Genomic DNA, 18,060 nt, shown 5'->3' with positions numbered 1-18,060 from the left:
TGGTGGTATGACTTCCGCCCGAGACGAAACCGCCGCCGCCAGACCCGAAGGGCACGCTGCGCCGAATGCGCAGGCCGGGCAGCCGTTCACGCATCTCAATACCGCCGGCCAGGCCCGGATGGTCGACGTGACCGAGAAGCAGCCGACCGTGCGCAGCGCGACCGCCGCGGGTTTCGTGTTCTGCGGGCCCCGCGTGGTCGCCGCGCTGCGCGACGGCACGACGCCCAAGGGCGATGTGCTCGCCGTCGCGCGCATCGCGGGCATCCAGGGCGCGAAGAAGTGCGCGGACCTGCTGCCCCTCGCCCATGTGATCGGGGTGCACGGCGCGGCTGTCGACCTCACGATCGAAGACACCGGCGTGCGGGTGGCTGCGACCATCCGCACGGCCGACCGCACCGGCGTCGAGATGGAGGCGCTCACGGCCGTGTCGATCGCTGCGCTGGCGGTCGTCGACATGGTGAAGGGACTCGACAAGTCCGTCAGCATCGGGGACATCCGCCTGATCAGCAAGACCGGCGGCAAGTCCGGCGACTGGCTGCGCCCCGCCGAGTAGGACCGCCCATGCCTGAAGCCCTCACCCCTCAGGTCGACCTGATCGTGCTTGCGGGCGGCCGCGGCAGCCGGCTCGGCGGCGCCGTCAAGGCCGCCGTCGACGTCGCGGGCCGCACACTGCTTTCCCGGGTGCTCGACGCTCGGACCCTCGCCCGTCGAGTCGTCGTCGTCGGGCCGGCGTCAGCACGGGTCGCCGCCGGCCCCGAGGCGGCCGGAGTGCTCTGGGCGCTCGAGGATCCCCCGTTCGGCGGCCCCGTCGCGGGCATCGCCGCCGGCCTCGCGGCCCTCGCGGCACCCTCAACCGCAACCTCAGCCGGCGCCCCGGCCGATGCCCCGGCCGAGTGGCTGCTCGTCCTCGCGTGCGACCTGCCCTGGGCGGCGGATGCCGCCGGCACCCTCGTCGCAGCCCTCGCCGACCAGGCCCTCGCTGACCGCGCAGGCAGGAACACCACCGGCACAGACGCCCTGGACGGCCTGCACCTGTCCGACCCGGACGGTCGCCCCCAGTGGCTCGCCGGTCTCTACCGGGCGAGCACCCTCCGGGACGCCGCGGCACGCCTCGGCCCCGCAGCGAACGGCGCGAGCATGCGCGCCCTCCTGTCCGGGCTTCGGCTCGTCGGGGTCCGTGACGACTCGGGAAGCAGCCGCGACGTGGACACGTGGCAGGATGTTGAGTGGAGCACCGCGCTCCTGTCGGGACCCAGCCCGGTCAGCACCACCCCTCCGAGGAGCGACAACCCATGAGCACCTCCACCCCCCTGCCTCCCGAGGCCCTCGACGACTGGCTTGCCGTCCTCGCCGCCGGGCTCGACCTCGATCCGGCCGACGTGCCGGTCGGCACTCTCCTCGACGTCGCCCGCGACGTCGCGCACGGCGTCGCCCGCCCCGCCGCCCCGCTCAGCACGTTCCTCGTCGGTTTCGCCGCTGCCCGCAACGGCGGCACCGCAGCAGACATCGAGCAGGCCTGCGCCACCGCCACCGGGCTGGCCCTCGAGTGGGCGAAGACACACCCCACCGAGACCCGCTAGTGGCCGGCATCCGCTTCTTCGCGGCCGTGGCAGAGTCCGCGGGCACTGAGACCACGACCGTCGACGTTGCCAGCATCGGCGATCTCCGTACGCTCCTGGCCGACCGCCACGGCACCGAGTTCGCCAGGATCCTGTCGCGCTGTTCCCTGCTGGTCAACGGCATCAGGGCAGCGGATGACGCGGTGCCCCTCGCCGGGACCGACACCGTCGACGTGTTGCCCCCCTTCGCCGGCGGCTGAACCGCAGATCGACGCGGACCGGGTGTGAGCGGCACGATCCGACTGACCGGGCCTGATCGGAGGGGAATGATTTTTCACGGTGTTCCGCGATTGTCGAGGTCCGCACGCACGGTCAGGGTGGTAGTTACGCGGGCCGCACGGCCCGAAACCACCTAGTCCGAGGAAGCACATGTCAGTCCCTTCCGCACTCGTCTCGTCGAAGCTCAAACCAGACCTCTCCAACTGGGATCCGGAGAATGAAGAAACCTGGGATCCCAAGCTCGCGTGGCGCACCCTGTGGATCACGACCTTCAGCCTGACGCTTGCCTTTGCGGCCTGGTACCTCGTGAGCGCGATCGCCCCACGTCTGAACGACATCGGCTATTCCCTCGCGCCCGGCCAGCTCTACTGGCTTGTGGCCATCCCCGGACTCGCCGGCGGATTGCTGCGACTCGTCTTCATGTTCCTGCCGCCGATCATGGGCACCCGGTCCCTCGTGGCCATGTCGTCCGCCCTCCTCGTCCTGCCGATGCTCGGTTGGACGCTCGCGGCCCGCGACACTGCGACCCCATACTGGGTGCTGCTCGCGCTCGCCTTCTCCGCCGGCATCGGCGGAGGGACGTTTTCCGGATTCATGGCCTCGACCAGCTACTTCTTCCCAAAGCGCCTCGCCGGCACCGCGCTCGGACTTCAGGCGGGCATCGGTAACTTCGGGATCGGCCTCATGCAGCTGCTGCTGCCGTGGGTCGTCGGCTTCGGCCTGCTCGGCACCGCGGCGCTCACCCCTCAGAGCAGCGCCAAGGGCGACCTGGTCTGGCTGCACAACGGCGGCCTCGTCCTGATCCCCTGGGCACTCCTCGCCGTCGTCCTCGCGATCGTCTATCTGCGCCGGGTCCCGGTCACGGCGAACTTCCGCCAGCAGATGGACATCTTCAGGATCAAGCACACCTGGATCATGACGGCCATCTACCTGATGAGTTTCGGTGCGTACAGCGGCCTCGCTGCACAGATGGGCCTGATCATCCTGAACGTCTACGGGCACTTTCCCGATGCCCCGAATCCGCTCGCCTTCGCCTTCATCGGCCCCGTCGTCGGCGCCCTCGTGCGCGCGGCCAGCGGTCCGTTCTGCGACAGGTGGGGCGGCGCGATCTTCACCCTGATCGGGGGTATCGGCATGACCGTCGGCACCGTGGTCACCGCGTTCTTCCTCAGCCCGAGCAGCGTGTCCGACTTCTGGGGCTTCCTCACCGGGATGCTCATCATCTTCACCTTCGCGGGATTTGCGAACGCCGGCACGTTCAAGCAGATGCCGATGATCTTCCCCAAGCGGCAGGCCGGCGGGGCGATCGCCTGGACGAGCGCCATCGCGGCATTCGGCCCGTTCATCGTAGGCATCGCGCTCACGGCGATCAGTCCCACCGCGTTCTTCGTCGGCTGCGCGGTCTTCTGCGTCTTCTGCACCTGGCTCGCGTGGCACTACTACGCACGTCCCGGCGCTCCGTACCCGAGCTGACCGGCATCACCCGGCCGCCGGCTCAGCGCACCACCTGGCACCACCACGACGAAGGCCGCCGCTCTCTGGAGCGGGGGCCTTCGTCGCGCCCGCCCGGTCTTCCTGAGTTAACACGGGGATGAGCGAAGACCAGCGGGGACGACGAAGCGCCCGCACGATTCGGTGTCGTGCGGGCGCTTCTCTGGAGCGAAGTGAGGCGGGTCCGACTAGCGGCGAGCGTCGTCCCTGTCCCTGGCGGATGCCGGCAGTACGCTCTTCTCCCAGCCGCGGCGGGCCTTGCGCGCGCCGGATCCCCTGTGAGAGTCGCGCGACCTGTAGACGATGTACGGTCTCACGATGTAGCCGATCGGGGCCGAGAACACGTGCACGAGCCTGGTGAACGGCCAGAGCAGGAACAGCAGGGTCGCGGTCAGTACGTGCAGCTGGAAGAAGAACGGCACATGAGCCATCAGCGACGGGTCCGGCTGGGCCGAGAGCAGCCCGCGCACCCACGGTGAGATGGTTCCGCGGTAGTCGTAGCCGGCACCGAGCACCTGGAACAGCACGGTGGCGGTGGTCCCGAACAGCAGGGTCGCCCCGAGGAGCAGGTACATGACCTTGTCCATCACCGTTGTGGCGAGCAGCACCCGGGTGTTCAGCCGCCGCCGGTAGATCAGGATCGCAAGCCCGGCGAGGGTGAGGACGGCCGCGATACTGCCGAGCCAGGTCGCGCCGACGTGGTAGATCTCATTGGAGACGCCGACGAATTCGAGCCATTCCTTGGGAACCAGGAGCCCGACGACGTGGCCGCCGAGAACCATCAGGATGCCGTAGTGGAACATCGGTGATCCCCAGCGAAGCAGCCGGTTCTCGTAGACCTGGCTCGACCGGGAAGTCCAGCCGAACTGGTCGTGCCGGTACCGGAAGATGTGGCCGACCACGAACACGGCCATGGCCGCGTACGGGAACGCCACCCACAGTAGAAAGTCGATCGGGTTCATACCCTGAGTTCCTCACTCGCGATGCCGGACGGCGAAAATGGTTTGAGATTGCCGAGGAAGGTCATGCCGACCGTCTCCGTCGGCGGGCCCTCGTTCACGAGGTTCAGGTAGCGTTCGCGGGTTTCCTCATCGATGCTCGGGAGTGAGAGGGAGACCGCTTCGACGACGTGCGCGTACGGGCTCTCGATGGTCTCGAGTGCGGTGCGGAGCACCTCGATCCCGTCGCGGTGTGCCGCCAGCAGCTCCTGTGCGATGGGCGAATCGCTGAGCGCCGAGAATTCGAGCACCATCGGAAGGTAGTCGGGCAGTTCGTCCGCCGCGACCTCCCAGCCGGCCGCGCGATACGCCTCGACGAAGCGCACCAGCGCCATGCCCCGGCGACGGGTGTCGCCGGCGGCGTAGTACGAGAGGTACGGGCAGCACTTGCGTTTGAGGTCGAACGTGGCCGTGAAGTGCACCTCGAGCTGCTGCTGGTCCATGGTGTCGGCCGCGCCAAGGAACGCCTCGAAGGCGTGCCGAAGCGGGTCGGGCAGCAGCGTGACCGATTCGGCGACGACCGCAAACCGCGCCCGGCGTTCGATGGTCGGATAATCGAGCAGGATCGACGCCGCCATGTGCGCGATGGCGCCGTCCTCCGCACTGAGCGGAATCGCCCTGACGGTGCGCGGCGGAAGCTTCGGGAGCCTCATGCGGGGCTCCCGGTGTCGGCGACGGGCGGAATGATCGGCGGGATCGGCGGGAACAGGCCCTTCGGCGCCCCCGAGCCGTTCCAATTCAACAGGTTGAGCCGGCCGGGCGTTGTCGGCTTGGTCTTCTCCCCGCCCTTGCCGATCATCTCGTTGTAGTTGTCGACCGTCGCGTTGAACGGCATTCCCGGTGTCTTGCCATAGGGCCCTGCGGCGGTCGACGTCGGGCCGCCCATGCCGGGGCCGCCGTCGGTGTCGAGCGAGCACGCGAGCTCCTCGAGCTCGCGCGCCGTCTCGACGTGCGCCTTCGGGATCACGTAACGGTCCTCGTACTTGGCGATCGCGAGGAGGCGGTACATTGCTTCGATCTCGGTGCCGGTCATGCCGACGGCCTCGGGGATGGACTCGTCGCGGTCCCGGCCGAGGTTGATGTCGCGCATGTACGAACGCATCGCGGCGAGCTTCCGCAGCGAGGATTCGACCGGGACGACATCTCCGGCCGAGAACAGCCCGGCGAGGTATTCGACGGGGATGCGCAGCTTGTCGATTGCGGCGAACAGGGTGCGGGCGTCCTCACCGTCGTTGTTCGTCGTCGAGATGACGTCGACGACCGGGGACAGCGGCGGGATGTACCAGACCATCGGCATCGTTCGATACTCGGGGTGCAGCGGCAGGGCGACCTTGTACTCGGAGATGAGCTTGTAGATCGGGCTGTTCTGCGCGGCGAGGATCCAGTCGTCCTCCATGCCCTCCGCCTTCGCCGCGGCGATGACCTCGGGGTCGAACGGGTCGAGGAACACCCCGCGCTGGGCCTCGAGCAGGTCCTGGTCGTTCTCGATCGCGGCGGCGGCGAGCACGGCGTCGGCGTCGTAGAGCATCAGGCCCAGGTAGCGCAGTCGACCGACGCAGGTCTCCGAGCAGATGGTCGGCTTGCCCTGTTCGATCAGCGGATAGCAGAGGGTGCACTTCTCCGCCTTGCCGGTCTTGTGGTTGAAGTAGACCTTCTTGTATGGGCAGGCCGAGACGCACATCCGCCAGCCGCGGCAGGCATCCTCGTCGACGAGGACGATGCCGTCCTCCTCGCGCTTGTACATCGCACCGGATGGGCACGCCGCGACGCAGGCCGGGTTCAGGCAGTGCTCACAGATCCGTGGCAGGTAGAACATGAAGGTGTTCTCGAACTCCATCTTCACGTGCTCGCTCATCGTCGCGAGGATGGGGTCCTCCGCCGCGGTCTCCTGGGAACCACCGAGGTCGTCGTCCCAGTTGCCTGACCACTTGATGTCCATGTTCTTGCCGGTCAGTAGGGATTTGGGTCGGGCGACGGGACTCTCGGTGCTGAGCGGAGCTTTGGTGAGCATGTCGTAGTCGTAGGTCCACGGCTCGTAGTAGTCGTCGATGACGGGCAGGTCGGGGTTGTTGAAGATCGTGGCGAGCCGCTTGAGCCGGCCGCCGGAGCGCAGTTTCAGGCGTCCGCGCTTGTTGCGCACCCAGCCGCCGTTCCACTTCTCCTGGTCCTCGTACCGCTTCGGGTAACCGAGGCCTGGCCGCGTCTCGACGTTGTTGAACCAGACGTATTCGACGCCGGTGCGGTTGGTCCAGACCTGCTTGCAGGTCACGGAGCAGGTGTGGCAGCCGATGCACTTGTCGAGATTCATGATCATCGACATTTGGGCCATTACGCGCATTTAGTACTCAACCTCCTGGCTGCGTCGACGGATCACGGTGACCTCGTCGCGTTGGTTCCCGGTCGGGCCGAGGTAGTTGAAGGCGAAGGACAGCTGGGCGTAGCCGCCGATCAGGTGGCTGGGCTTGAGCAGGATCCGGGTCAGCGAGTTGTTGGTTCCGCCGCGCATGCCGCTCGTCTCGGCGATCGGTACGTTGATCGTGCGGTCCTTCGCGTGGTACATGTACACGGTGCCCTCCGGCATCCGGTGCGAGACGATGGCCCGTGCGACGACGACGCCGTTGCGGTTGTACGACTCGATCCATTCGTTGTCGCGCACGCCGATCTTGTCGGCGTCCTGCGGTGACATCCAGATCGTCGGCCCGCCGCGGGACAGCGAGAGCATCATCAGGTTGTCCTGGTATTCGGAGTGGATCGACCACTTCGAGTGCGGCGTCAGGTAGCGCACGGCGACCTCCGCGCGGCCCTTCGACCCCGTCGAACCGGTCGCCGCCGTGGAACCGACGATCGAGTCGTCAAACAGGCGGTGCATGTCGAGCGGCGGCCTGAAGATCGGCAGCTGCTCCCCCAGCTCGATCATCCAGTCGTGGTCGAGGTAGAAGTGTTGCCGCCCGGTCAGCGTGTGCCACGGTTTGAGGTGCTCGACGTTGATCGTGAAGGCGCTGTACCTGCGACCGCCGTGCTCGCTGCCGGACCACTCCGGGGAGGTGAGGACGGGGACGGGCGCGCCCTGGACATCCGGGTATGAGAAGCGCCGGCCCTCGTTGTCGCTCGCGAGGTGGGCGAGCTTCATGCCCGTGCGCTCCTCGAGCTGCCGGAAGCCCTGGGTGCCGAGACGGCCGTTCGTGGTGCCGGAGAGGGCCAGCACCATCTCGCAGGCGTGGATCGCGGTCGTGAGGCGCGGCCGGCCGGCAGCGGGGCCGCTCTCGACGAGACCGTTCTTCCGGCCGAGGTACTCGACCTCGACATCGGGATTGAACTTGACGCCCTTCGTGACCATGCCCAGTTTCGCGGTGAGCGGGCCGAGTGCGCCGAGCTTGTCTGCGAAGCCCGGGTAGTCGCGCTCGACGACGACGAGCTTGGGCATCGTGATGCCGGGCACGAGCGGCTGGCCGTACTGCACGGTTCCGTGCGGGGTCGCCATCGCATCGGGGGTGTCGTGCGTCAGGGGCACGGCGACGATGTCCCGGCGCACGCCGAGGTGGTCGACCGAAAGCTCGGAGATCTTCTTCGCGAGGATGTGGAAGATGTCGAAGTCGGTCTTCGCCTGCCACGGCGGCGTGATCGCGGGGTTGAACGAGTGGATGAACGGATGCATGTCCGTCGTCGACAGGTCGTTCTTCTCGTACCAGGTGGCCGGCGGCAGGACCACATCGCTGAAGACGGTCGTCGAGGTCATCCGGAAGTCGCTCGTCACGAGGAGGTCGAGCTTTCCCTCCGGAGCGGACTCGTGCCACTTCATCGTTTTCGGGCGCTTCTCCGGCGGGGATTCGGGCGCGCGCACGGCACTCGTGGTGCCGAGCAGGTGCTTGAGGAAGTATTCGTTGCCCTTGCCGGAAGAGCCGAGTACGTTCGCCCGCCAGACGACCATCACGCGAGGGAAGTTCTCCGGTGCGTCGGGGTCCTCGACCGAGTACGCGAGGCTGCCGTCCTCCAGCGACTCGACCACGTACTGGGCCGGGTCGACCCCGGCGGCGACGGCGTCGTCGACGAGGTCGAGCGAATTCCGGTTGAACGTCGGGTAGCTCGGCATCCAGCCGCGCTTCGTCGATTCGACAAGGCAGTCCGCGGTGGTGCGGCCGGCAAAGGTACCGACTCCGAGCGGGCTCGAGAGGGTGTCGGCGGACAGCCCGTCGTAGCGCCACTGGTCGGTCGCGAGGTAGAAGAAGCCGGTGCCGATCATCTGGCGGGGAGGGCGCACCCAGTCGAGGCCGAAGGCGTATTGTCCGTAGCCGGTGAGGGGGCGGACCTTTTCCTGCCCGACGTAGTGGGCCCAGCCGCCGCCGTTGACGCCCTGGCAGCCGGTCATCGTCGTGAGGGCGAGGAAGGCCCGGTAGATCGTGTCGGAATGGAACCAGTGGTTCGTGCCTGCACCCATCAGGATCATCGAGCGACCGCCCGATTCCTCGGCGTTCTGCGCGAATTCGCGGCCGATGCGTTCGGCAGCCTGCATCGGCACCGAGGTGATGGCCTCCTGCCAGGCAGGGGTGCCGGGCGAGGACGCATCGTCGTAGCCCGTTGGCCAGATGCCCGGCAGCCCGTCGCGACCGACGCCGTACTGGGCGAGGAGGAGGTCGAAGACGGTCGTCACGAGTTCGCCGGCGACGCGCCGCACGGGCACGCCGCGGCGGATGATACCGGCGCCGCCGGCCTGCTGCTCCCCCGCGTCGTCTGTCGTCGGCGACACGTCGAAGCGCGGCAGGTCGACCGAAGCGGATGCGCCGTCGTAGTCGGGCGCGTCCATGATCGAGAGCAGCGGGTCGACGCCCTCGAGATCGAGGTTCCATTTACCGACATCTGTTTCGGAGAAGCGGTGCCCGATGGATCCGTTCGGGATGACGGTGCGGCCGTCCTGGTCGAGGAGGATCGGCTTGAACGCCGCGCTCGCGACCGTCGGCTCGGTGTCGGGGAGGGCATCCGCCGTCATGAACTTGCCGGGCACCCAGGCGTCGCCGCGTTTCGTGAGCGTGATCAGGTAGGCGGAGTCGCTGTAGCGCTTCATGTAGTCGACGAAACGCGGGGTCCGCCGGTCGACGAGGAACTCCTTGAGAACGACGTGGCCCATCGCGATCGCGAGGGCGCCGTCGGTGCCGGGGTGAACGGCGAGCCATTCGTCCGCGAACTTGGAGTTGTCGGCGTAGTCGGGAGAGACCGTGATGACCTTCTGTCCGCGGTACCGGGCCTCGACCATGAAGTGGGCGTCGGGGGTGCGGGTGACCGGCACGTTCGAGCCCCACATGATCAGGTAGGACGAGTTCCACCAGTCGGCGGATTCCGGGACGTCGGTCTGGTCGCCGAAAACCTGCGGGCTCGCGACGGGGAGGTCGGCGTACCAGTCGTAGAAGGACAGCATCGTGCCGCCGAGCATGGAGATGAAGCGGTTGCCGACGCCCTGCGAGACGATCGACATCGCCGGGATCGGCGAGAAACCGGCGATCCGGTCCGGCCCGTAGGTCTTGATGGTGTGCACGTGGGCGGCGGCGACGATTTCCGCGGCCTCGTCCCAGCTCGCGCGCACCAGGCCGCCCTTGCCGCGAGCGCTCTTGTAGGCCTTGGCAGACTCGGGGTTGCCGGTGACGTCGGCCCAGGCGAGCACCGGGTCGCCGAGGCGTGCCTTCGCCTCACGGTAGAGGTTGAGCAGCACGCCGCGCACGTAGGGGTACCGCACCCGGGTCGGCGAGTAGGTGTACCAGCTGAATGCTGCGCCACGGGGGCAGCCGCGGGGTTCGTACTCCGGCGAGTCAGGGCCGACGGAGGGGTAGTCGGTCTGCTGGGTCTCCCAGGTGATGATGCCGTCCTTGACGTACACCTTCCACGAACAGGAGCCGGTGCAGTTCACGCCGTGGGTGGACCGCACCTCCTTGTCGTGGGTCCAGCGGTCGCGATAGAAGCTGTCGGCGTCCCTGCCGCCTTCGAGGAACAGGGAGCGCAGGTCCGGCGAGGTCTCGCCCCTGCGAAGGAAACGGCCGAGGTTCAGGATGCTGTCCGCGATCGGGCCGTCGATGCCCGGTTTGGTGCCGGGCTGGCCGGCTTTGCGCTTCGAGAAGCTCGAGTTCTTGAGAGTTTTCACGACATACCCCTTGCGGTGCCGGGCATTGCCGATTCAGCAACCACCCTCGCATCCGAGTCTCACGGGCACCCGAACGGGCTACAAGCGGAAAACGCCGTGAATAATAACCACGTCGGTCTCGGTGGGCACCCGGACGGGCCCGGCATCGGCCCCCTCGGATTCCTCACACTCAGCCCCCTCGTCGGAGTGCCGGAGGTCCAGTGTGCAGGAGTCTGGCTTGTCGAGCGGATGCAGCGCGTCGGCCGTCAGCGGACCCCCGGTCTGCTGCAGGATCCCCTGGAGCAGGCCGAGGTGCACGCGGCAGACCTCCGGGTGTTCCTTGACCATCTCGCTGTACGGACAATCGTGCAGCCTGACGTGACGCCCGTCCGCGTCGATCCGCCCGTCGAACCCGGTCTGGTCGAGGTGGTCGTCGAGGGCGTCCAGTTGCCGTTGCAAGGGCGAGTCGATCGCGGCGCTGACCGGCAGCATCCGCCGGACCAGGTCGCCGCGCCGTTCGGCGGCCTCGATCTTCGCGACCCGGATCGAGCCCTCCCGATGGTCGACGCCGGCAGCCGCACTGTAGAGCATCCGCGGCCGGCCCTTGACGTCGCGCTCTTCGGGTTCACAGGTGACGAATCCGTCATTGATCAGGCGTTGCAGGTGTTCGCGTGTCGTGTTGTGGTGCAGCCCGGTGGCCTCGGCGAGGTCGCCGACCGTCATCGTCCCGCGCTGTTGCAGAAAGTACAGCAGTTTGATTCTGCTGAACGACGCGAGCGTGCGGTAGCTCGACGGTGGGCTCGAAGACATGGGTCTACTATCCGCTCTTTGTCAGGAAGCCGCCATGTTGTGCCGGGTTTGAGGAGTAGAGCACATGTGCGACGCATACCCCCGGGCGCACGAACGGCTCGAGGCGGATGCCGATGGTGGGCGCGTGCATCCGGTCCAGTGCACCCTGCATCAGTCCGCGGTGCACGGAGCACACGATGGCGCTGTGGTCTTTCGCGACGTCCAGGAACGGACAGTGATGCAGTTCGATCGCGGTGCGGTCCTCCGACAGGGCGGGGGCGAAACCAACGCCGTCGAGTATCTCGACCACCCGGTCGATCGCTCCAGCGGGATCAACCGGACCGGCAGCTGGCTCGTCGGCGGGCACGAACTGTTCCGACCAGCGTCGCCCGGCGTCGCCGGCCTTTTCATTGCCGGGGCGCGCGTCGGGGGCTCCTGCGGCAAGGCTGTCCGCGAGGAGGCCCGCGAGGAGTCGGTAGGACTCCTCGGAGGTCCCGGATTCTGCCGGCCCGGCGGAACCGGGCCCGGCGGGTTCCGCCTCGGGCGGTACCGCGGCGTAGAGCAGGCGGGGACGGCCAGGTCGCGTCCGCGCCTCGACCGTCTCGGTCACGAGGCCGACCTCGAGGAGCCGTTCGAGGTGCGAGCGAACGGTGTTGGGGTGCAGGCCGACCGCCGCCGCGAGTGCGGGAACGTCCAGCGGCATCCGGTGGGTACGCAGCACGTCGAGGACGGCGACCCGGCTCACGCCGGAGAGGGCGCGGTGGGTACGGGCATCGAGGTCGGAGGCAGGCACACCCCTAGTTTTCCCTATAAGTGTGGTAAAAACAACTGAGGTGCGCATTCGAGCTGTACCGGACCAGGATCACGTGACTGACACCGCAATGCGCGCCGTTCGACACCTGCACCACGATGCCGGCGAGCGTCCCTTCATCGTGATCTGGGAGGTGACGCGGGCCTGCCAGCTCGTCTGCACGCATTGCCGTGCGGACGCCATTCGCACCCGCAATCCCTTCGAGCTGACCACCGACCAGGGCCGGAAGCTCCTGGACGATCTCGCGTCGTTCGGCACGCCTCGCCCGCTCGTTGTCCTCACCGGCGGCGACCCCTTCGAACGCCCCGACCTCCCCGAACTCGTGGCCCACGGAACGGGCCTGGGCCTCAGCATGGCCCTCTCGCCCTCCGTCACCCCACGCCTCACCCGGGAGGTCCTTGTCGAGCTGCACGACGCCGGAGCGAAGGCGGTGTCGCTCTCCCTCGACGGGGCATCCGCGGCGACCCATGATGCCTTCCGCGGTGTCGACGGGGTCTTCGACGACACGATGGTCGCCGCACGGATGGTGCGCGACGTCGGCTGCCGGCTGCAGATCAACACGACCGTCACCCGCGACACCGTCCACGAGCTGCCCGCCATCCTGAAGACGGTCCTCGAGCTCGGCACGACGCTGTGGAGCGTGTTCTTCCTCGTCCCGACCGGGCGCGGCAAGCTTCTCAACGCGCTCACCTCCACCGAGGCCGAAGAGGTGCTGCACTGGCTGCACGATGTCTCCGAACTCGTCGCGATCAAGACGACGGAGGCGCCGCACTACCGCCGGATCGCAATCCAGCGCGCCGGTGTCGCCGATCTCGATGCGGCGTTCCCCGTCGGCCCGCTGCGCGCCCGGTTGCGGTGCGACACCGCGGAACTGCTGACCGGGGACGAGCCCAGGCGCCGCGCGCCGCGCGCCCCGATCGATGTCAACTCCGGCCGCGGCTTCGCCTTCGTCGACCACGTCGGCGCGGTCTACCCGAGCGGGTTCCTGCCCGTGTCCGTCGGTTCGGTGCGTGAGCAGTCGTTCCCCGAGATCTACCGGGAGGCGCGGCTACTCCAGGAGCTGCGCACCCCGGATTCATTCGGCGGCCGGTGCGGAGCGTGCGAGTTCCGCACGGTCTGCGGCGGTTCCCGCTCGCACGCGTACGCAGTCACCGGCGATCCTCTCGCCGAGGATCCGAGCTGCGCGTACCGGCCGGTCGCCACCGTCCCGGTTTCCTGACCCAGTCGACGGACTCTTGGGGTTTTCGGCACCGGGGCGGCTGGGGTGACCCGAACGGCAAGAACTCCGTCGAATTGGTTCGGAGCGCTATTCGAGGTGGTGGTTGCCGCGAACCCAGCGCAAGGCGCCGATGATGCCGACCGTGACGCCGATCCCACCGACGATCATGCCGAGGAAGAGCCAGACGAACAGTGGTTCGAGGCCGGCGATAGTGTGGTCGGCGTTGACGATCGTGCCGCCGAGGAAGCCGCCGATGGGACCGAACAGCCCGACGAGCACCCCGATCAGCATCAGGCGGATGCTGACACCCCGGTCGTGAGCCGAACCGATCGTCGGCACATGCGTGCCCCGCTCCGCGTGCACTGTGTCAGCCATGGTCGGTCACATCCGTTTTCTCTCCGTGAGTCTGGCCGGGACGGCCGGGCTCGGTTGGGTCGAGCCACTGCGGTACTTTCTTCAGGAACGGCCCGATGATGTCCATCGGCAGCGGGAAGACCACGGTCGAGTTGTGGTCCGCGCCGAGCTCGAGCAGGGTCTGCAGGTAGCGCAGCTGGAGCGACGCCGGATTGCGGCTGAGGATCTCCGCGGCCTGGCCGAGCTCTTCCGAGGCCTGCAGTTCGCCGTGGGCGTTGATGATCTTCGCCCGCCTCTCCCGCTCGGCTTCGGCCTCGCGCGCCATGGCGCGCTGCATGGCCTGGGGAATCTCGACGTCCTTGATCTCGACGACCTTGACCTGGACTCCCCACGGCTCTGTCTGCGCATTGATACTCCTGGCCAGATCCTCGTTCAGGTCGGCCCGATGCGCGAGCAGGGTGTCGAGGTCCGCTCGCCCGACGACGGAGCGCAGGGTCGTCTGGGCCATCTGTGAGGTCGCCACCGCGTGGTTCTCAACCGCCATCACGGACCGCAGCGGGTCGGTGACCTGGAAGAGCACGACGGCATTGACCCGCGCGGGCACGTTGTCCTTGGTGATGACGTCCTGCGGCGGAATCGTGAGGGTGACGATACGCAGGTCCACCCTGACCATCGTGTCGAGGCCCGGAAAGACCATCTGCACTCCGGGTTCCCGGAGCTGCCGAAGGCGGCCGAACCGGAAGGCGACCCCCCGCTCGTACTCCTGCAGGACCGTGAACGCGACGGTCAACCAGACCACGACGATCAGGAGGATGACGCCGGCCGTCACGAGTATTCCGGTCATCGGGCTTCCTTTCCGGGGACCGTGCGCGGTCCCGTCTTGCGGATGCTGCCGTAGCCGCTCCGCCTGGCGAGTTCGTTCGCCGAGATGGCGGCCCGCTGGTCCTCGTTGTCTTCGAGTCCGAGCGCCGTGAGGTGATCGGGGAAGCGCGCGGGAGCGCGTCGGAGATGGGACCAGAGCGGCCAGCTGCCCGCTGCGATGATCGCGGACACGACTCCCAGGATGAGCAGTTCGAGGCCGGTGCGGCCCTGGAACATGACGGCGATCGGCCAGATGACCCCGAGGACCACGACGGCACAGGCGATCCCCCTGTGGAATCGCTCGGCTTCGGAGCTCGGCCAGGAATCGATGTTCCGCACGACCTCCCGGCCCGCGTGGGACGGAGTGCAGTCGTCCTTGACCGGGCACGGATTGCAGACGGTCGGGGAAGCGCGGTACCGGGTCACCCGATTCTCCGGGTCGAAGGAGATCGGCCAGAGCCACTGGTCTTCGGAACAGGTCCAGGCGTCGTGTCCCTCGTGGTACTCGAATCCCCCGGACCGCGCGCTCGTCGTCGCCGCCGCCGTGCGCCGGGACAGGATGTCCAGGACATGCGCCACGAGCAGCAGGAAGCCGCCGTAGCCGAGGGCGAACCAGACGTCAGGATTGACCGCCTCCATCACGCGCCCCTGTCCGGCCGGTTCTCACCGTCCTGATCGGCGACGCGCCTGCGGTAGCCCGAACCGTACCCGGACTCCGGTGTCGCGCCATCGACACCCGCATCGGAAGTGCCGCCGACCGCCCCGGCGGGCTGCGCCTCCACGAAGAGGGCCTCCATCGGGACATCCTGGGTGGTTCCCTTGATGCGGTACCGCACGCCCAGCCAGGCGATCCAGACGAACGGAACGACTCCACCGAAGATGAAGACGAGGTCGCCGGGCATCCGCAGCCATTCCAGGACCGTGTTGCCGGTTCCGGTGATGAAGTTCATGCTGCGGGCCTCGAAGTAGCCATCGCTGACGGAGTGCCACAACTGCAGCACACCGAGCGGCAGGAGCGTCGCGAAGGTCATCCAGGCCAGGCCGATGTTGAGCGACCAGAACGAGATCTTGGCGAGCCGGTCCGGCCAGCGTTTGGCCGGAATCAGGTAGCGCAGGGCGAAGAGGGATAGTCCCACGCCCATCATCCCGTAGACGCCCATCATCGACGCGTGGGCATGGTTGGCGGTCAGGGCGGTGCCGATCTCGTAGTACGAGACGATCGGGAGGTTGATCAGGAATCCGAAGACGCCGGCGCCGAGGAAGTTCCAGAAGCCGACGGCCACGAGGAACATCACCGACCAGCGGTGTGGGAACGGGGCGGCGCTTCGGGATTGCTGGCGGGCCCCGAGTTGCAGGAAGCTCCACGCTTCCACAGTGAGGAACGTCAGCGGGATCACCTCGAGTGCGGAGAAGAACGCACCCAGCGCCATGTGCTCGACGGGGGTTCCCGAGAAGTACAGGTGGTGCATGGTTCCGAGGATTCCGCCCGCGGAGTACAGGATCACGTCGAGCAGGATGATCTGCATCGCGATCCGGCGGTGCACGACGCCGAGCATCACGAAGATGTATGCGACCATGACGGTCGTGAAAAGTTCGAGGAAGTCCTCGACCCAGAGATGCACAACCCAGAAGCGCCAGAATTCGGCGACGCTCAGTGTCACTTCGCTGCCGGCGAGCATGCCGACGGCGTAGAAGGCGGGGATGGAGAGACCCGAATAGAAGAACAGCCACGGCAGGTTGAACCGGTGTTCAGACTTCAGCCGGGCCCGGATACCGCGGTAGATGATCGCGATCCAGATGAACATCCCGACGGTCAGCAGGCCCTGCCAGAACTTCGGCAGGTCGATGTACTCCCACTGCATCCCCCAGAACGGCGAGTCCTTGGCGGCGGTGACGCCGAAGATGCTGAGGGCTTCTCCCGCTAGGGAACCGGCGACGACCAGGGCGAGGGCTCCCAGGAGGATGTATGCGAGCCAGTGCTGCCGCTTCGGTTCGTGACCGGAGATATACGGCGCGAGGAAGATCCCTGCCGCGAGGAACGAGGCTGCTGTCCAGAGCAGGGAGAGTTGCACGTGCCAGGTCCTGGCGAGGTTGATCGGCAGCAGCTGGGCGAGGTCGATCCCGAAGAAGCTCGTCAGATCGACCCGGTAGTGTTCGACGGCCGCGCCGAGGAACGCCTGCGCGAGGAACATCAACGCGACGACGAAGAAGAACCAGGCGGTCGCAGACTGGGCGGGGGTGACGGCGACGTCGCCGGGCTGCCTGAAGGACAGCGGCGGGGTCTCTTCTCCGTGCTGCCAGCCCATTCGCTTGCTCCAGCGCCCGTAGAGGGCGAACAGCGCGCCGAGGGCGACCATCAGCGAAATGAGCGACAGACCGCTCCACACGATGATGTCCGCGGTGGGCCCGTTGTCGACGAGCTTCTCCGCCGGCCAGTTGTTGGTGTACGAGTAGTTGTGCCCCGGCCGTTCGGCCGCGGAGCCCCACGCGGTCCAGGCGAAGAACGCCGTGAGCTCGTGGATCTCGGCCGGATCGGTGATCACGCTCGGGATCAGCCCGTTCTGGGTCGTCGGAGTGCCGAAGAAGTCCGCATAGTGTTTCTGGACAGACTCGAACGCACTGATCTGCAGGTCCGTGAACACGAGATTTCCCGTTGCCGGGTCGTACCGGTTGGTCCGCATCATCGTGACGAGTGCTCCGTGCGGGTCCTGCACGCCCGAGGCGGTGAGGGCGTCGAGGACGAAGGTCGAGGACCGGCGGAGATAGTCGGCAGTGTAGTCGGGACCGAGATAGCCGCCGTGTCCGACGATCGAGCCGTATTCCTGAAGGCCGCGTTGCACGAAGGTCTGCTGGCCGGCAGTGATCTCGGCGCCCGTGAAGACGACCGTTCCCCGTTCGTCCACGACCTGTTTGGGCTGGGGCATCGAATCGGTGTACGTCATCACGGCGAGGAATCCCATCACCGCGAAGCCGAAGATCATCACGAGGGCGACGCCCTGCAGCCAACCCTTGGACACCATCAACTCGGAACGAATTCTTCCGACCCCGGATTTCAGTTGGACCATGTCGGACCCTCTCGCTGTTGCCTTGTTCAAGGTCGTGCGGCATGCCCGCGCTCGCGACAGCCGAAGTTCCTCCCCCGAATGGGTCACGCGAGGTGGGGAAAAACTACCACGTCTTAAAACTTATTAACTTCATTTTAATGCGCACAATTCTCGTCGAAGGGAAGTGATCGGAACATAAACACCAGATCAAACGGTGAGGCCCCGGAATAGGACCGCGGCGAAACACCGCCGAAACAAATTCACCGGTGAGGTGCGACACGCCGCATGGGGCGCCTTCCCTGCGTTTTCAGACCGGATTCACGGTGTGGCGGCTAAGACCCCACGGGCACCCTTCTCCGCATCCGACATGACGTGGCTGACGAACGGATAGCGCCCGGCCTCGGGGAAGGTGAGCTCGACGAAGCCGCCATGCGCCGCGGCGAGGTCGAGCACCTGCGCCAGGTCGGCAGGCTGCGAATATGACGGAATCTCCTCAACACGTACCTGATCAGAGCTAGTTTCCACAGACCTGAGCCTTGCTCAAAGAAT

At 67.1% G+C, this 18,060-nt stretch carries 17 protein-coding genes; 6 read left to right on the top strand and 11 right to left on the bottom strand.

The features are described from left to right. Positions 1–7: 7 nt before the first annotated feature. The 5 genes from moaC (at position 8) to E3O50_RS02960 (ending at position 3,311) form a co-directional block, all read left to right on the top strand. Positions 8–553 (top strand): cyclic pyranopterin monophosphate synthase MoaC, encoded by a 546-nt coding sequence (moaC, locus tag E3O50_RS02980; RefSeq protein ID WP_134448906.1) that lies wholly within the window; start codon positions 8–10, stop codon positions 551–553. An 8-nt stretch (positions 554–561) separates the two neighbouring features. Then, positions 562–1,296 carry an NTP transferase domain-containing protein gene (locus E3O50_RS02975; protein ID WP_134560201.1) on the top strand — a complete coding sequence of 245 codons (735 nt, stop codon included), beginning with the start codon at positions 562–564 and terminating at the stop codon, positions 1,294–1,296. Beyond that, on the top strand, positions 1,293–1,580 hold the full coding sequence (locus E3O50_RS02970; RefSeq protein WP_174774645.1) for a DUF6457 domain-containing protein: 288 nt from the start codon (positions 1,293–1,295) through the stop codon (positions 1,578–1,580). Before E3O50_RS02975 ends, E3O50_RS02970 begins: the two co-directional genes overlap by 4 nt. Then, on the top strand, positions 1,580–1,819 hold the full coding sequence (locus tag E3O50_RS02965) for a MoaD/ThiS family protein (RefSeq protein ID WP_134448904.1): 240 nt from the start codon (positions 1,580–1,582) through the stop codon (positions 1,817–1,819). Before E3O50_RS02970 ends, E3O50_RS02965 begins: the two co-directional genes overlap by 1 nt. A 169-nt stretch (positions 1,820–1,988) precedes the next feature. Then, a complete protein-coding gene (locus E3O50_RS02960; protein WP_134448903.1) occupies positions 1,989–3,311 on the top strand; it encodes an MFS transporter in 1,323 nt (440 codons plus the stop codon). Positions 3,312–3,517: 206 nt separating this feature from the next. Here E3O50_RS02960 and narI read toward each other — a convergent pair whose 3' ends face one another. From narI to E3O50_RS02930, 6 genes are all read right to left on the bottom strand, one after another. Then, positions 3,518–4,291 carry a respiratory nitrate reductase subunit gamma gene (narI, locus tag E3O50_RS02955; protein WP_134448902.1) on the bottom strand — a complete coding sequence of 258 codons (774 nt, stop codon included), beginning with the start codon at positions 4,289–4,291 and terminating at the stop codon, positions 3,518–3,520. Next, entirely contained in the window at positions 4,288–4,980 is a 693-nt protein-coding gene (narJ, locus tag E3O50_RS02950) for a nitrate reductase molybdenum cofactor assembly chaperone (protein WP_134448901.1), read from the bottom strand. The genes narI and narJ overlap by 4 nt, the downstream gene beginning before the upstream one ends. After that, complete coding sequence (gene narH / locus E3O50_RS02945) at positions 4,977–6,665, bottom strand: nitrate reductase subunit beta (RefSeq protein WP_134448900.1); 1,689 nt, start codon at positions 6,663–6,665, stop codon at positions 4,977–4,979. Before narH ends, narJ begins: the two co-directional genes overlap by 4 nt. Then, complete coding sequence (locus E3O50_RS02940) at positions 6,666–10,376, bottom strand: nitrate reductase subunit alpha (RefSeq protein WP_241975468.1); 3,711 nt, start codon at positions 10,374–10,376, stop codon at positions 6,666–6,668. It lies immediately after the preceding gene. Positions 10,377–10,532: 156 nt separating this feature from the next. Beyond that, entirely contained in the window at positions 10,533–11,243 is a 711-nt protein-coding gene (locus E3O50_RS02935; protein ID WP_134560198.1) for an ArsR family transcriptional regulator, read from the bottom strand. Positions 11,244–11,250: 7 nt separating this feature from the next. Then, entirely contained in the window at positions 11,251–12,015 is a 765-nt protein-coding gene (locus E3O50_RS02930) for a helix-turn-helix domain-containing protein (protein WP_166790691.1), read from the bottom strand. Positions 12,016–12,088: 73 nt separating this feature from the next. Between E3O50_RS02930 and E3O50_RS02925 the strand changes: the two genes are divergently transcribed. Further along, positions 12,089–13,252, top strand: a complete 1,164-nt coding sequence (locus E3O50_RS02925) for a TIGR04053 family radical SAM/SPASM domain-containing protein (RefSeq protein WP_241975458.1) — start codon at positions 12,089–12,091, stop codon at positions 13,250–13,252. 87 nt (positions 13,253–13,339) lie between these two features. Here E3O50_RS02925 and E3O50_RS02920 read toward each other — a convergent pair whose 3' ends face one another. From E3O50_RS02920 to E3O50_RS02900, 5 genes are all read right to left on the bottom strand, one after another. Next, positions 13,340–13,627, bottom strand: a complete 288-nt coding sequence (locus tag E3O50_RS02920) for a hypothetical protein (protein ID WP_134560194.1) — start codon at positions 13,625–13,627, stop codon at positions 13,340–13,342. Beyond that, the gene (locus E3O50_RS02915; protein WP_134448895.1) at positions 13,620–14,450 is read right to left on the bottom strand and encodes a slipin family protein; all 831 of its coding nucleotides are present in this window, start codon (positions 14,448–14,450) and stop codon (positions 13,620–13,622) included. The genes E3O50_RS02920 and E3O50_RS02915 overlap by 8 nt, the downstream gene beginning before the upstream one ends. Then, positions 14,447–15,106: a hypothetical protein gene (locus E3O50_RS02910; protein ID WP_134560192.1), complete on the bottom strand. Its 660-nt coding sequence runs from the start codon at positions 15,104–15,106 to the stop codon at positions 14,447–14,449. Before E3O50_RS02910 ends, E3O50_RS02915 begins: the two co-directional genes overlap by 4 nt. Then, a complete protein-coding gene (locus tag E3O50_RS02905) occupies positions 15,106–17,532 on the bottom strand; it encodes a cbb3-type cytochrome c oxidase subunit I (protein ID WP_134560190.1) in 2,427 nt (808 codons plus the stop codon). The genes E3O50_RS02910 and E3O50_RS02905 overlap by 1 nt, the downstream gene beginning before the upstream one ends. 297 nt (positions 17,533–17,829) lie before the next feature. Further along, positions 17,830–18,036: a hypothetical protein gene (locus E3O50_RS02900; RefSeq protein ID WP_134560188.1), complete on the bottom strand. Its 207-nt coding sequence runs from the start codon at positions 18,034–18,036 to the stop codon at positions 17,830–17,832. Positions 18,037–18,060 lie beyond the last annotated feature (24 nt).

The sequence above is a fragment of the Cryobacterium sp. MDB1-18-1 genome, assembly GCF_004402735.1.
Classification (GTDB): Bacteria; Actinomycetota; Actinomycetes; order Actinomycetales; family Microbacteriaceae; genus Cryobacterium; species Cryobacterium glucosi.
This window is presented reverse-complemented; position numbering and strand designations above follow the sequence as displayed.